Here is a 14,550-nt window from a genome sequence, read left to right as displayed (position 1 = left end):
CCATGGCTGGCACCAACGGCTTCTCCGTCTCCGGCTACGGCCCCGAGCGCTCCACCCTCGCCCGGCTCATGGCCAGGGACTCGATGCTGCGCCGCCTAGACTGGCCGATCCTCCTGTCGGCGCTCGTCCTGTCCCTCATCGGCTCGGCGCTCGTCTACTCGGCGACCCGCAACCGCACCGCGATCAACCAGGGCGACCCGTACTACTTCCTGATCCGGCACCTCATGAACACCGGCATCGGCTTGGCCCTGATGATCGGCACGATCTGGCTCGGCCACCGCACCCTGCGCACGGCCGTGCCGATCCTCTACGGCGCCTCGGTCTTCCTGATGCTGCTGGTGCTGACCCCGCTCGGCGACACGATCAACGGACAGCGCAACTGGCTGTCCGCGGGCGCAGTGTCGCTCCAGCCCGCCGAGTTCGCCAAGATCACGATCATCCTGGGCATGGCGATGCTGCTGGCCTCACGGGTCGACGCGGGCGACAAGCAGTACCCCGACCACCGCACGGTACTGCAGGCGCTGGGCCTCGCTGCCGTCCCGATGCTCGTCGTGCTTCTCATGCCCGACCTCGGCACGATCATGGTTGCGGTCATCATCGTGCTCGGTGTGCTGCTCGCCTCCGGCGCCTCCAACCGATGGGTGTTCGGCCTGCTCGGCGCTGGTGTGCTCGGCGCGATCTCCGTCTGGCGGCTGCACATCCTCGACGAGTACCAGATCAACCGCTTCGCCGCCTTCGCCAACCCGGCGCTCGACCCCGCCGGCGTCGGCTACAACACCAACCAGGCCCGTATCGCGATCGGCTCGGGCGGCCTGACCGGCACCGGCCTCTTCCACGGCTCCCAGACCACCGGCCAGTTCGTCCCCGAGCAGCAGACCGACTTCGTCTTCACCGTCGCCGGCGAGGAGCTCGGCTTCGCCGGAGCCGGCCTGATCCTGATCCTGCTCGCCGTCGTCCTGTGGCGCGCCTGCCGCATCGCCCGCGAGACGACCGAGCTCTACGGCACGATCGTCGCCGCCGGGATCATCGCCTGGTTCGCCTTCCAGTCCTTCGAGAACATCGGCATGACGCTCGGCATCATGCCGGTGGCGGGCCTGCCCCTGCCGTTCGTGTCGTACGGAGGATCGTCCATGTTCGCCGTCTGGGTGGCGATCGGGCTCCTCCAGTCGATCCGCGTCCAACGGCCCATGTCGGCGTAGGGAAACCCGGGACGGCGCAGCCCTCTGCCGGAGCCGGACGGGAACCTGGCTCCGGCAGAGGGCTGCCCATGCAACCGAATGGAGACTAAATTCGGTTCGTGACTCCTCCACCCCGCGACGGGGCGGCTTCTCACTCAGCTCCACCGAGCTTCATGACGGCCAAGCCCTGACCGCCGCCCGAGGGCAGGTGCACAACGTAGAACGCATCGGCGTCGACGCCACTGACTCGGACTGGTGGTTCACTCGAAGGGAGGGCCGATGGCGGAGACGAAGCGCGAGATCGAGCGGAAGTACGAGGCGGCCGGAGCCGGCGAAGGTTTCGGGCTGCCTGATCTCAGCGGTGTCGCCGGGGTCGCGGCCGTCGTCGACAAAGGCGTCGTCGACCTCGACGCTGTCTACTACGACACGGCCGACCAGCGCCTCGCGGCCGCCGCGATCACCCTGCGGCGCCGCACCGGCGGCGCCGACGCGGGCTGGCACCTCAAACTCCCCGTCTCCCTCGCCGAGGGTGTACGGGACGAGATCCGGGCCCCGCTCTCCGACGACGTGCCCCGCGACCTCACCGGCCTCGTGCGCTCCCGGGTGCGCGAGGCCGATCTCGTACCCCTGATGCGGCTGCGCTCCTCGCGCGACGTCCACGAACTCACCGACGCCGACGGCGCGCTCCTCGCCGAGGTCAGCGTCGACGGCGTACGGGCCGAGCGGCTCACCGGCGGGGCAGGCGCCACCGCCTGGACCGAGATCGAGGTCGAGCTGGCGGACGACGGCGACCCGGCGTTCCTCGGCAAGGTCGAGAAGAAGCTCCGCAAGGCCGGGGCGAGCCGCTCGGCCTCTTCGTCGAAGCTCGCGCGGGCCCTCACGGAGACCGGCGTCGGCCCGCGCCCGCTCCGGCCCGCAGGCGACCCCGAGACCCCCGCCGACCACGTCCTCGCCTACCTCAGGGCCCAGCGCGACGCGATCGTCGACCTCGACCCCGCCGTCCGGCGCGACCTGCCCGATTCGGTGCACCAGATGCGCGTAGCCACGCGCCGGCTGCGCAGCGCGCTGCGCTCGTACGGCAAGATCCTCGACCGGGCCGTGACGGATCCGATCGGCGACGAGCTGAAGTGGCTCGCCGGTGAGCTCGGTGTCGACCGCGACCAGGAGGTCCTGACCGAGCGGCTGACCGCGGCCCTCGACGAACTGCCGCGCGAGCTGTCCACCGGCCCCGTCCGCACCCGGCTGCGCACCTGGTCGAGGGCCCGGCGCTCCGGATCGCGCCGCCATCTGATCGCCGTACTCGACGGCAAGCGCTATCTCGCTCTCCTCGCCGTTCTCGACGCACTCGTGGACGCGCCCCCACTGCGGAGCAAGCAGCCGAAGAAGGCCCTGGCCAAGGCCGTGCTGCGGGACTACAAGCGGCTCGCGGGACGCGTCGACGAGGCGCTCGCCGAGGACCCCGGCCCGGCGCGTGACCTCGCCCTGCACGCGGCCCGCAAGGCCGCCAAGCGCACCCGGTACGCGGCCGAGGTCGCGGCGCCCGCGCTCGGCAGCCGGGCGAAGGATGTCGGCAAGCACGCGAAGGCGCTCCAGTCCCTGCTCGGCGAGCACCAGGACAGCGTGATGGCGCGCGAGGCGCTGCGCGACCTGGCGGCGCAGGCCCACGCAGCAGGGGAGAGCGCCTTCACCTACGGGCTGCTGTTCGGGCGCGAGGAGGCAGGCGCCGAGCGGGCCGAGGCGGAGCTTGTGCCGCTGTGGGCGAAGGCTGTCTCCTGGTCGAGTTACGCTTGACAGTCATCCTTGTCAGCTCACGAAGGTCCCGGGTATGCCTGCCGAAGCCGCAGAGTCGGTTTTTCCACAGCTCGAAGCTTTGCTCCCGCATGTGCAGAAGCCGATCCAGTACGTGGGCGGTGAGCTCAACTCCACCGTCAAGCCGTGGGAGAGCTCCGACGTCCGCTGGGCGCTGATGTACCCGGACGCCTACGAGGTCGGGCTCCCGAACCAGGGCGTCATGATCCTCTACGAGGTGCTGAACGAGCGCGAGGGCGTCCTCGCCGAGCGCACGTACAGCGTGTGGCCGGACATGGAAGCGCTGATGCGCGAGCACAAGGTGCCGCAGTTCACCGTGGACTCGCACCGGCCGCTCAAGGCGTTCGACGTGTTCGGGCTCTCCTTCTCCACCGAGCTCGGCTACACGAACATGCTCACGGCCCTGGATCTCGCCGGCATCCCGCTGGCGGCCAAGGACCGCACGATCGACGACCCGATCGTCCTCGCGGGCGGCCACGCGGCCTTCAACCCCGAGCCGATCGCCGAGTTCATCGACTGCGCCGTCATTGGTGACGGCGAGCAGGCCGTCCTCGACATGACGGAGATCATCCGCGCCTGGAAGGCCGAGGGATGCCCCGGCGGCCGCGAGGAGGTGCTGTTCCGCCTCGCGAGGACGGGCGGTGTCTACGTCCCCGGGTTCTACGACGTCGAGTACCTGCCGGACGGCCGCATCGGCCGCGTCGTGCCGAACAGGTCCGGCGTGCCGTGGCGCGTCAGCAAGCACACCGTCATGGACCTCGACGAGTGGCCGTACCCGAAGCAGCCCCTCGTCCCGCTCGCCGAGACCGTCCACGAGCGGATGTCCGTCGAGATCTTCCGCGGCTGCACCCGCGGCTGCCGTTTCTGCCAGGCCGGCATGATCACGCGCCCCGTGCGGGAGCGAAGCATCACCGGCATCGGCGACATGGTCGAGAAGGGTCTCAAGGCGACCGGCTTCGAGGAGGTCGGCCTGCTCTCGCTCTCCTCCGCGGACCACTCCGAGATCGGTGACATCGCGAAGGGCCTCGCCGACCGGTACACCGAGGACAAGATCGGCCTGTCGCTGCCGTCGACCCGCGTGGACGCGTTCAACGTCGACCTGGCGAACGAACTCACCCGCAACGGCCGCCGCTCCGGCCTGACCTTCGCCCCCGAGGGCGGCTCCGAGCGCATGCGCAAGGTCATCAACAAGATGGTCTCGGAAGAGGACCTCATCCGGACCGTCGCGACGGCGTACGGCAACGGCTGGCGCCAGGTGAAGCTGTACTTCATGTGCGGCCTGCCCACCGAGACCGACGACGACGTCCTCCAGATCGCCGACATGGCGATGAACGTGATCCAGAAGGGCCGCGAGGTCTCCGGCCAGAACGACATCCGCTGCACGGTCTCCATCGGCGGCTTCGTGCCCAAGCCGCACACGCCGTTCCAGTGGGCCCCGCAGCTGTCGTCCGCCGAGACGGACGCCCGCCTGGAGAAGCTCCGCGACAAGATCCGCGGCGACAAGAAGTACGGCCGTTCCATCGGCTTCCGCTACCACGACGGCAAGCCCGGCATCGTCGAGGGCCTGCTCTCCCGCGGTGACCGCCGCATCGGCTCCGTCATCCGCGCCGTCTACGAGGACGGCGGCCGCTTCGACGGCTGGCGCGAGCACTTCAGTTACGACCGCTGGATGGCCTGCGCCGAGAAGACGCTGCCCGAGTTCGGCGTGGACGTCGACTGGTACACGACGCGTGAGCGCACGTACGAGGAGGTCTTGCCCTGGGACCACCTGGACTCGGGCCTCGACAAGGACTGGCTCTGGGAGGACTGGCAGGACTCGCTCGACGAGACCGAGGTCGAGGACTGCCGCTGGACGCCTTGCTTCGACTGCGGGGTGTGTCCGCAGATGGACACGCACATCCAGGTCGGCCCGACGGGCAAGAAGCTGCTGCCGCTGACCGTGGTCAAGTAGCTTTCGACCAGCGGGAGTTGAGGGGCCGGGACGCCGATGGCGGTGTCCCGGCCCCTCACTCATGTCACGCCGTGATCGGCTTGCTGTCCACACGGACGTGGTCGACCGCCCAGTACCAGTTGTTGGCCGCGTCGTACATGCGGAACTGGAGCGTGACGCTCTTCGCGTTCGCCGGGACCGTCAACTCCTTTGCCGCGAAGGTGTTCTCGGCGTCGTGGCCCGCGTTGTCGTTGCCCGTCGCGTCGGCGCTGTAGTAGAGGATGCGCGTCTCCTCGCCCGTGTCGAAGACCGCCGTCACCGCCGCCTTCTGCGGGGCCTCCTGGCGGTAGTGCGAGTCGAAGGCGACGTACAGCTTCGACGTGCCGGACGGGACCGGGACCGCGGGGGAGACCAGCGTCGAGTCGAACGTGCCCTTTGCCGACGGCGATCCCGTGTCGTCCCAGTCGTACGCGCCGCCGCACTGGCGAGGGTCTGACGGTGCGTCTGCTGTCCGCGCTCGCCGACAACCCGGACGTCTTCGCGTACCAGCGGGGCGCCGCCGCCTTCGGGTCCGGGGACTCGATGAACACCCGCATGTTTGGCCCAGACCCATGATGAATACGAGACAGAAGTGGCCGCGGCCAGAGGTGTGCGTGAAGTTCCCATGACGCGGATCCGTATGCCGCGCTCCGGCGTCTGTGTAGGCATGGACTGGGAGAAGCACCCGACGCCCGCCGAGCACGCGACCGCCGAACGCCCGACGGCTGAACGCCCGCCCGAGGGCTGCCTCGTGGCCGCGATCCGCATCCCGCTGCGCATCGTCGTCCTGGTCCTCGTCGTACCGATCCGCCTGGCTTGGGACGCGGTCGCCGCCGGCGGTCGTGTCGTCTGGCGTCGCGGCCTCGCCCCACTGGCCCGCGGGTTGTTCGTGATCCCGTGGGTGTGGCTGTGGCGACGCGTACTCGCCCCGGCGGCACGGGGTGTGGGCGCCGCGCTGACGTGGCTCGGCGAGGCGCTGTTCGTGTGGCCGTGGGTGGCGCTGTGGAAATACGTGCTGGCTCCGGTCGGCCGGGCGGTCGCCGTCGCGCTGACATGGACCGGCAAGGCGGTCTTCGTGTGGCCGTGGGTCGCGCTGTGGCGCTATGCCCTCGCGCCGGTCGGCCGCGGGGTGCGGGCCGTCGCGCTGTGGGTGTGGTGGAAGGGCGTCGTCGCCTCGGTCGCCTGGTGGTACCTCCGGGTGATGACACCGGCCGGGCGGGGGATCGCCTGGCTGGGGCGGGGCCTCGCCGCGGCTGTCCGCGTCCTGGGAGCGGGCCTCGCCGCCCTGCTGCGCGCCCTCGTCGTCGTCCCCGCGGTGTGGTTCTCCGCACACGCCCTGACCCCACTCGGGCGCGGGACGGCGGCCGCCGTGCGCTGGCTCTCCAAGGCCCTCTTCGTCTGGCCCTGGGTCTGGTTCCACACCCGCGTACTCGCACCCGCCGGACGCGCAACTGTCTTTCTTTTCAAGCTGGTTGGGGCCCATCTCGCCTTCGCCGGCCGCGCGCTCGGCGCGGGACTGACGTGGCTCGGCCGGGGCGTGTGGTCCGGGCTCGCGTGGCTCGGGCGCGGGGTGTGGGCCGGCGTCGCATGGTTCGGGCGCGGGGTCTGGTCCGTCGTCGTCACCCTCGTACGGTGGATCTTCGTCGTGCCCGCCGTCGCTCTCTGGCGCTGGGTTCTCGTGCCCGTCGGGCGCGCCGTCGTCGTCCTCGTACGGGAGACCGGTGACGCGCTCGGGCACGCGTGGCGTGTGGCCGGACACGTCTCCCGGGCCGTCGGGCGGCTCCTCGGCCGGCTCCTGCGGTGGATCTTCCTCGACCCGGTGCGCTGGGCGTACCGCACGGTGTGCACCCCGCTGGGACACCTCGTACGGGACTCCGTATGGCGGCCCGCGGCCCGGGCGGTCAAGGACGCGGGAGCCGCCGCGCGCCAGGCCCTCGCGGCGGCGCGGGAGAGCGTGCGCCAGGCCAGGGCCGACGTCCGCAGGGCGCTCTTCGGAGCGAAACGGGCGGAGCCTCAAGCGCTGGTCAAGGACCGGCGGGAACCTGACGCGCCTCAGGCACGTACTCTTGGTAGCAGTACGACCGCACTCACGAAGGACTAGAACACTGGGCAAGCGACAGCCCGAAGGCCCGCCGCCCGCACCCGCGGTGCAGCGCATCCGACTGCGCTACACCAAGCGCGGCCGCCTCCGGTTCACCAGCCACCGTGACTTCCAGCGCGCCTTCGAGCGTGCGCTGCGCCGCGCCGAGGTGCCCATGGCGTACTCGGCGGGGTTCACGCCGCACCCGAAGGTGTCGTACGCCAATGCCGCACCCACCGGCACGGGCAGCGAAGCCGAGTATCTGGAGATCGCGCTCACCGAAGCGCGCGATCCGGAAAAGCTGCGCGAGCTTCTCGACGAGTCGCTCCCCACCGGGCTCGACATCATCGAGGCCGTCGAGTCCCGCACCTCGGGCCTCGCCGACCGGCTCACCGCATCCGTCTGGGAACTGCGGCTCGACGGCGTCGAGGCCGCTGAGGCCAAGGCCGCCGCGGACGCGTTCGTCGCGGCGGAGGCCGTCGAGGTCCAGCGAAGGACCAAGAACGGGATGCGGACGTTCGACGCCCGCGCCGCCGTCGTGAGCCTCGAGGCCGCCGAGGCCCCGCAGGCGCACGAGGACCGGGCTGATAGGCCGACCGACAAGGCCTGTGCGATACTGCGCCTGGTTGTTCGGCACGTGACGCCTGCCGTTCGACCCGACGACGTCCTGTCCGGTCTCCGAGCTGTGGCCGACCTGGCGCCGCCGGTCCCCGCAGCGGTGACCAGGCTGGCGCAGGGGCTTTTCGATGAAGAGACCGGCACGGTGACCGACCCGCTCGCGCCCGACCGCGAGGCAGTCGAGGCCGCACCTCCCGCAAGCGGGGGGAGCACCGCAGCTGCCGCCGCGACGGCGCCGGTGCCAGGTTCCGCGTAAGGACGGTCGTCGAAGCGCCGCCCTCGTACTCGGGAGCCACCTGGGTCGGGCAGCGCACGAACCCAAGGACTTTCGCCAGGCCGTACGCACACATGGCGTACGGAACCGGCGAGAACAGACAGAGAGCTCCCGTGCGGCGCCCGCGCCCCGGACGGCGGCACCGCGCATGAACGCGCGAGCCGCGGACGTCACCGGACCAGGCGCGGCGCCCGGGAGCCTGACGGGAGATCCACCCGCATGCTTGAGCCGACCGAACCCACTGAGACGTCGTCGTCCGGGGTAACCGACAACAACAGCCCCAGCGACACCCTGCCGCCGCGCCGCCGGCGCCGTGCGGCCTCGCGCCCCGCGGGCCCGCCCACGGGTGCCGCCGCCGACACCACCCAGGCCGTGACGGCCGCCGACCCCGTCGCCGACGAGGCCGAAGAGACCGAGGCAAGCGCGGCCGCCGAGGCCCCCGCGCAGGACGCCGCACCCGCCGGGCGCCCGCGCCGGCGCGCCACCCGCCGCGCCTCCGCGCCTGCCGGCGCACCCAAGACTTCCGACGCAGCCGAGAGCGCCGAGGCCGAGCCCGCTGCCGCCGCCGCGCCCGCCGTCGCCGCAGAAGAGACCGCCCCAGAGCCGGAGGCCGCGCCCGCCGGGCGCACCCGTCGCCGCGCCACGCGCCGCGTCTCCGCCCCCGCCGGTACCCCCGAGCAGGCCGAGGCTCCCGCCGTGACCGAGCCCGCCGCCGCGCCCGCCGTGGCCGCGGAAGAGACCCCCGCCGAGCCGGAGGCCGCGCCCGCCGGGCGCAGCCGTCGCCGCGCCACGCGCCGCTCCACCGCCCCCGCCGGGGCGCCCGAGCAGGCCGAGCCCGCGGCTGCCGCCGAGCCCGCCGCGGCTGAGACTCCCGAGGCGGAGACCCCCGTCAAGGCCGAGGCTCCCAAGACGGAGGTCCCCGCCGCAGCCGAGGAGGACGCCGAAGGCGGGCGCCGCCCCCGTCGCCGCGCCACCCGCAAGGCCGCGGTCGGTTTCTCCGAGCCCGCGCAGCGCGCCGCCAGGAAGGCCGCCACGCGCGCCGCCGCCGAGCCCGCCGCCGACGAGACCAAGGGCACGAAGGGTTCGCGCCGTCCCGCGCGGCCGTCCGTCGCCGTCTTCCAGGCGCCGGTCTTCGCCGAGCCGATGTTCCAGACCCCGGAGCGCGCTGCCGCCGCGGCGGCAGCCGAGGCCGTGGTGGAGGAGGAGCCGGTCGAGGCCGAGGCTCCCGTCGAGGCCGTGACCGTGGCCGACGTGGTCGCGGAGGAGACGCCGCGCCGTCGCCGTCGCCGTGGCCGCGCCGCCGAGGAGCAGCCCGCCGCCCAGGCCGCCGAGCCGCAGCGGCCCGCCGCCGTCGAGGAGCCCGCCGAGGCCGAGGACGCCGAGGGCGCCGACGAGGGTGACCAGGACCACGAGGACCACGACGAGCAGGGCGACCGCCCCACGCGCCGTCGGCGCCGCGGTGGCCGCCGTCGCCGTCGTGGTGACTCCGCGGACGCCGAGTCCGACGAGCACACCGACGAAGAGGCCGAGCACACCGACGAGGGCGCCGAGCACGCCGACGAGGGCGAGGAGGCCGACGAGGCCGACGAGCGCGAGGAGTCCGGCCCGTCAGGCTCCAGCAGCAGCCGTCGCCGCCGTCGCCGTCGCCGTCGCGCGGGTGACTCCTCCACCGACAGCGAAGCGGGCGACAGCGACCCCGAGCGCACGGTCGTGAAGGTCCGCGAGCCCCGCAAGCAGGAGGAGCGCGGCACCGGCGCCGACGAGGTGCAGTCCATCAAGGGCTCGACGCGTCTCGAGGCGAAGAAGCAGCGCCGCCGCGAGGGCCGCGAGCAGGGCCGCCGTCGTGTGCCGATCATCACCGAGGCCGAGTTCCTGGCCCGCCGCGAGGCCGTCGAGCGTGTGATGGTCGTCCGCCAGCACGGCGAGCGCACCCAGATCGGCGTGCTCGAGGACGACATCCTCGTCGAGCACTACGTGAACAAGGAGCAGTCGACCTCGTACGTCGGCAACGTGTATCTGGGCAAGGTCCAGAACGTGCTGCCGTCCATGGAGGCCGCCTTCATCGACATCGGCAAGGGCCGTAACGCGGTGCTGTACGCCGGTGAGGTCAACTTCGAGGCGCTCGGCATGGCCAACGGGCCGCGCCGCATCGAGACCGCCCTCAAGTCCGGCCAGTCCGTCCTCGTGCAGGTCACGAAGGACCCGATCGGCCACAAGGGCGCCCGCCTGACCAGCCAGGTCTCGCTGCCCGGCCGCTACCTGGTCTACGTCCCCGAGGGGTCGATGACCGGCATCAGCCGCAAGCTGCCCGACACCGAGCGCGCGCGTCTGAAGACCATCCTCAAGAAGATCGTCCCCGAGGACGCGGGCGTCATCGTGCGCACCGCCGCCGAGGGCGCGAGCGAGGAGGAGCTGAGCCGCGACGTCGAGCGTCTGCAGGCCCAGTGGGAGGAGATCCAGAAGAAGTCGAAGCAGATCTCGACGAGCTCGCCGAGCCTGCTGTACGGCGAGCCGGACATGACCGTCCGCGTTGTGCGCGACATCTTCAACGAGGACTTCTCCAAGGTCATCGTCAGCGGTGACGAGGGGTGGGAGACCATCCACGGCTACGTCAACCACGTGGCGCCCGACCTGTCCGACCGCCTCTCGAAGTGGACCTCCGAGGTCGACGTCTTCGCGACGTACCGGATCGACGAGCAGCTCGCCAAGGCGCTCGACCGCAAGGTCTGGCTGCCCAGCGGCGGCTCGCTGGTGATCGACAAGACCGAGGCGATGATCGTCGTCGACGTCAACACCGGCAAGTTCACCGGCCAGGGCGGCAACCTCGAAGAGACCGTGACGAGGAACAACCTCGAAGCGGCCGAGGAGATCGTGCGCCAGTTGCGCCTGCGCGACCTCGGCGGCATCGTCGTCATCGACTTCATCGACATGGTCCTGGAGTCCAACCGGGACCTGGTCCTGCGCCGGCTCCTCGAGTGCCTGGGCCGTGACCGGACCAAGCACCAGGTGGCCGAGGTCACCTCGCTGGGCCTCGTCCAGATGACCCGTAAGCGCGTGGGCCAGGGCCTCCTGGAGTCCTTCTCCGAGACCTGCGTCCACTGCAACGGCCGTGGCGTCATCGTCCACATGGAGCAGCCCACCTCCGCCGGTGGCGGCGGCAAGCGCAAGAAGCGCGGGCGTGGCGGCAACGGCGCGGAGCCCACGCACGAGCACGACCACGAGCAGGCGGCGCTCGAGACGGAGGTGGAGACCGAGGAAGAGGTCGCCGCCGAGGTCGCGGCGCCCCTCGCCCTGGCCGAGCCCGAGTTCGTGCCCGACGAGGAGCTGTACAGCAGCCCCGCCGAGGCGGAGGCCGCGGCCCGTGGTGGCCGTTCGCGCCGTCGTGCGACCCGCAGGGCGTCGGCTCCGGCCGGCGCGCCCAAGGGCGAGGCCGCCCCGAAGGAGACCGCCAAGGCGGAGGCTCCCAAGGTGGAGGCCCCGCAGGTCGAGGCCGAGCCCGTCGTGGCCGAGCCGGTCGTGGCGGAGCCCGCCCCGGTCGTGGAAGCCGCTCCCAAGGGCCGTACGCGCCGTCGGGCGACCCGTAAGGCGACGGCCCCGGCCGGTTCGCCGAACGCCGCCGCCGAGGCCGAGGTGACCGTCACGGCGCCCGCCAAGCCCGAGCCGGAGCCCGTCGTGGCCGAGGAGAAGGCCGAGCCCAAGGCCGCTGAGGCCGAGGCGCCCGTCGAGAGCGCGGCTCCGGCCCGCCCGCGTCGCCGCGCCGTCCGCAAGGCCACCGCGCCGACCGCGTCCGAGGAGGCGGCCGTCATGGTCGTCCCGTCGGCCACGGAGGCGGAGGCCGAGCCGGTGCAGGCCGAGCCGGTGCAGGCCGAGTCCGAGGCCGCCGAGGAGGCGCCCGCCGCCAAGAAGGCGGCCCGTAAGACGGCCAAGAAGGCGACGGCGAAGAAGGCCGCCACCAAGAAGACCGCGGCCAAGAAGACGGCCGCGAAGAAGACGACGGCCAAGAAGGCGGCGACCAAGACCGCCGCCAAGAAGGCGACCGCGAAGAAGACCGTGGCGGCCGAGCAGCAGGCTCAGCCGTCCGTCTCCGCCGCGGCCGACGAGGCCTGAGCGACGCGGTAGATCCGGATCCGACGCCCCCGTTCCGCACATGCGGCACGGGGGCGTCGGCGTGTCACGGGTCACGTCACACCACTGAGCCGCCCCCTGCCTCTTGGAGGCCGGCCAACTACCTGTAAAACTCATGGAGTCGTACGACTGAACAAGAATGATCACGTGACCGCGCGTTGGGGAGAACACGCGGCCCGTGGAACAGGGGAGGGGTACCAATGGCGCACGCGCGCCTGAGAGGCACGGGCCGTCACCGTGCCGTGAAGCCGGTCAAGGGCGCCAGACAGGCCGTGGCGCTCGCCACGGTCCTCTCGGCGGCCGGGATCCAGGCCACCGCGTCCACGGGAACCGCCGCGGCGGACACCCCGACGTGGACCGAGGGGCCGATCTTCAACGACCCGCACGGCACGACGGACCAGCAGTACGCGATCCGCACCAGGCTGATCCAGCTGACGAACGCGGCGCTGCCCGGTTCGGTGATCAAGGTCGCGGTCTACCACGTGTGGGAGCAGTCGGTCGTCGACGCGCTCGTCGCGGCCAAGAACCGCGGCGTGAACGTGCAGATACTGCTCGACGAGTCCAGCGTCAGCGACCGCCCCACCAACACGTCGTACGCCTCACTGAAGGCCGCCCTGGGCACCAGCCGGACGAGCTCGTCCTTCGTGACGCTCTGCCCGGCGCACAAGTCCTGCCTGGGCGACCCCAAGTACGGCCAGTCGATCATGCACAACAAGTTCTGGCTGTTCTCCGCGGTCGAGGGCGCCACGAACGTCGTCGTGCAGACCACGTCCAACTCGACGCCGTCGGCGCACACGAAGTTCTACAACGACGCGCTGCTGCTGCCGAACAACGGCGTCACGTACGAGGCGTACTCGGACTACTTCACGGACATGACCGGCAAGAGCTGGTCGACGTGGGACTACCGCACGGTCAGCAACGGCCTGTACAAGGCGTATTTCTTCCCGCGGGCCGGCACGGTCAACGAGTCCGACACGATGTACTCGGTCCTCAACAACGTCGCCTGCTCCTACAAGGACCCGGTGACCGGCGCGGCGAAGCAGACCGTCATCCGGGCCGCGATCTTCAAGGTCACCCGCAAGCAGATCGCCGACAAGCTGGTCTCGCTGAAGAAGCAGGGCTGCTCCGTCAGCCTCATGTACGCGGAGACCGACAGCGCCAAGAGCCTGGGCGGCACCAAGGGAACCTGGGAGGGGCTGCACACCACCGGCGGGCCCTCGCTGCGCTGCCTCAACGACGACCGGGACCCGCTGAACCCCGGCACGAAGCTCACGACGCCGTACATCATCCACTCGAAGTACCTGCTGGTGGACGGCATGTACGACGGCAAGCGGAACAAGATCACCTTCACCGGGTCGCAGAACTACACGGGCCCCGCGCTGCGCGAGAACGACGAGGCGATCGTCAAGGTCGACGACGACTCCGTGCACGACGCCTACCGCGACCACTTCAACCGCGTGTGGAACGTCGCCTGGCCCGGCACGGCCGACGCCACGGACCTGTGCAAGGGCGTGAAGCCGCTGCCGCAGGACGGTGAGAAGCCGCCCGCGTAGCCCGCGCGCGCCCGGCGGAAGGGGGCTGGTTTGACCCTTTCGGCGGGTGACCCGTAACCTTGACCGTCGGCGTCTGTTGAGCGCCGCACCCCTGAGCACCTCACCTCCCGGTCCGCCGGGGGAGGCCGCTCGTCCAATCCGGAACATCATGGGCCCTCGGGCACGTGTGAGCGGCTGGCTTCAGGGGTTTCGTTCCGAGCGAAAGAGAGATCCGCGTGTACGCCATCGTGCGCAGCGGTGGTCGCCAGCACAAGGTTGCTGTCGACGACATCGTTGAGGTTGACAAGATTTCCACTGCCAAGGTTGGCGACACCGTAGAGCTCTCTACGCTGCTCGTTGTCGACGGCGACGCTGTGACCAGCGACCCGTGGGTGCTGGCCGGCATCAAGGTGCAGGCCGAGGTCGTGGACCACCACAAGGGTGCCAAGATCGACATCCTTCGGTACAAGAACAAGACCGGCTACCGCCGTCGTCAGGGTCACCGTCAGCAGTACACGGCGATCAAGATCACGGGCATCCCCGCGGCTGCGAAGTAAGGGACTGAGACAAGATGGCACACAAGAAGGGCGCATCGTCCACTCGGAACGGGCGCGATTCCAATGCTCAGCGGCTCGGCGTGAAGCGCTTCGGCGGTCAGACCGTCAACGCCGGTGAGATCCTGGTCCGCCAGCGCGGCACCCACTTCCACCCCGGCACGGGCGTCGGTCGCGGTGGCGACGACACCCTGTTCGCGCTGAACGCCGGTGCGGTGGAGTTCGGTACGCACCGCGGCCGCAAGGTCGTGAACATCGTTCCGGTCGCCTGAAACCCCTAGTTCCTAGGACTCAGGCTCCGTAGAGCGTTTTCGCGAGGGCGGACCTTGCTTGCCCGGCCAGAAGCTTCGGCTTCCGGATCGGGAAGCAGGTCCGCCCTTCGCGTGTTTCCCATAAACGCAGAGCAAAGAC

Annotated in this window: 10 protein-coding genes; 9 read left to right on the top strand and 1 reads right to left on the bottom strand. The window is 71.1% G+C overall.

Annotation, left to right across the window (positions count from 1 at the left end; genetic code table 11):
- Window positions 1-2 precede the first annotated feature (2 nt).
- From rodA to ACY0PA_RS16250, 3 genes are all read left to right on the top strand, one after another.
- Window positions 3-1,199: a rod shape-determining protein RodA gene (gene rodA, locus ACY0PA_RS16260; RefSeq protein WP_473085298.1), complete on the top strand. Its 1,197-nt coding sequence runs from the start codon at window positions 3-5 to the stop codon at window positions 1,197-1,199.
- A gap of 258 nt (window positions 1,200-1,457) precedes the next feature.
- Complete coding sequence (locus ACY0PA_RS16255) at window positions 1,458-2,969, top strand: CYTH and CHAD domain-containing protein (protein ID WP_473085297.1); 1,512 nt, start codon at window positions 1,458-1,460, stop codon at window positions 2,967-2,969.
- Between the two features lie 34 nt (window positions 2,970-3,003).
- On the top strand, window positions 3,004-4,938 hold the full coding sequence (locus ACY0PA_RS16250; RefSeq protein ID WP_473085296.1) for a TIGR03960 family B12-binding radical SAM protein: 1,935 nt from the start codon (window positions 3,004-3,006) through the stop codon (window positions 4,936-4,938).
- Window positions 4,939-5,002: 64 nt separating this feature from the next.
- On the opposite strand, the gene ACY0PA_RS16245 is transcribed toward ACY0PA_RS16250, so the two are convergent.
- Window positions 5,003-5,236 carry a hypothetical protein gene (locus ACY0PA_RS16245; RefSeq protein ID WP_473085295.1) on the bottom strand — a complete coding sequence of 78 codons (234 nt, stop codon included), beginning with the start codon at window positions 5,234-5,236 and terminating at the stop codon, window positions 5,003-5,005.
- 345 nt (window positions 5,237-5,581) lie between these two features.
- Here ACY0PA_RS16245 and ACY0PA_RS16240 point away from each other — a divergent pair, with 345 nt between their 5' ends.
- From ACY0PA_RS16240 to rpmA, 6 genes are all read left to right on the top strand, one after another.
- Complete coding sequence (locus ACY0PA_RS16240) at window positions 5,582-7,057, top strand: hypothetical protein (protein ID WP_473085294.1); 1,476 nt, start codon at window positions 5,582-5,584, stop codon at window positions 7,055-7,057.
- Window positions 7,058-7,103: 46 nt separating this feature from the next.
- On the top strand, window positions 7,104-7,910 hold the full coding sequence (locus tag ACY0PA_RS16235; RefSeq protein WP_473085293.1) for a TIGR03936 family radical SAM-associated protein: 807 nt from the start codon (window positions 7,104-7,106) through the stop codon (window positions 7,908-7,910).
- Window positions 7,911-8,147: 237 nt separating this feature from the next.
- Window positions 8,148-12,035 (top strand): Rne/Rng family ribonuclease, encoded by a 3,888-nt coding sequence (locus ACY0PA_RS16230; RefSeq protein WP_473085292.1) that lies wholly within the window; start codon window positions 8,148-8,150, stop codon window positions 12,033-12,035.
- 218 nt (window positions 12,036-12,253) lie between these two features.
- Complete coding sequence (locus tag ACY0PA_RS16225) at window positions 12,254-13,606, top strand: phospholipase D-like domain-containing protein (protein ID WP_473085291.1); 1,353 nt, start codon at window positions 12,254-12,256, stop codon at window positions 13,604-13,606.
- 215 nt (window positions 13,607-13,821) lie between these two features.
- Entirely contained in the window at window positions 13,822-14,142 is a 321-nt protein-coding gene (gene rplU / locus ACY0PA_RS16220) for a 50S ribosomal protein L21 (RefSeq protein WP_116513007.1), read from the top strand.
- A gap of 14 nt (window positions 14,143-14,156) precedes the next feature.
- Complete coding sequence (rpmA, locus tag ACY0PA_RS16215) at window positions 14,157-14,411, top strand: 50S ribosomal protein L27 (RefSeq protein ID WP_100594223.1); 255 nt, start codon at window positions 14,157-14,159, stop codon at window positions 14,409-14,411.
- Window positions 14,412-14,550 lie beyond the last annotated feature (139 nt).

This window comes from Streptomyces sp. DS1-CR2, assembly GCF_055760475.1.
Note: the sequence above shows the minus strand (reverse complement) of the source record. Positions and strands in the feature narration are given on the sequence as shown.

Coding starts and splice junctions, on each gene's coding strand:
- rodA (WP_473085298.1), top strand. CDS start 3: ATGGCTGGCACCAACGGCTTCTCCGTCTCCGGCTACGGCCCCGAGCGC.
- ACY0PA_RS16255 (WP_473085297.1), top strand. CDS start 1,458: ATGGCGGAGACGAAGCGCGAGATCGAGCGGAAGTACGAGGCGGCCGGA.
- ACY0PA_RS16250 (WP_473085296.1), top strand. CDS start 3,004: ATGCCTGCCGAAGCCGCAGAGTCGGTTTTTCCACAGCTCGAAGCTTTG.
- ACY0PA_RS16240 (WP_473085294.1), top strand. CDS start 5,582: ATGACGCGGATCCGTATGCCGCGCTCCGGCGTCTGTGTAGGCATGGAC.
- ACY0PA_RS16230 (WP_473085292.1), top strand. CDS start 8,148: ATGCTTGAGCCGACCGAACCCACTGAGACGTCGTCGTCCGGGGTAACC.
- ACY0PA_RS16225 (WP_473085291.1), top strand. CDS start 12,254: ATGGCGCACGCGCGCCTGAGAGGCACGGGCCGTCACCGTGCCGTGAAG.
- rpmA (WP_100594223.1), top strand. CDS start 14,157: ATGGCACACAAGAAGGGCGCATCGTCCACTCGGAACGGGCGCGATTCC.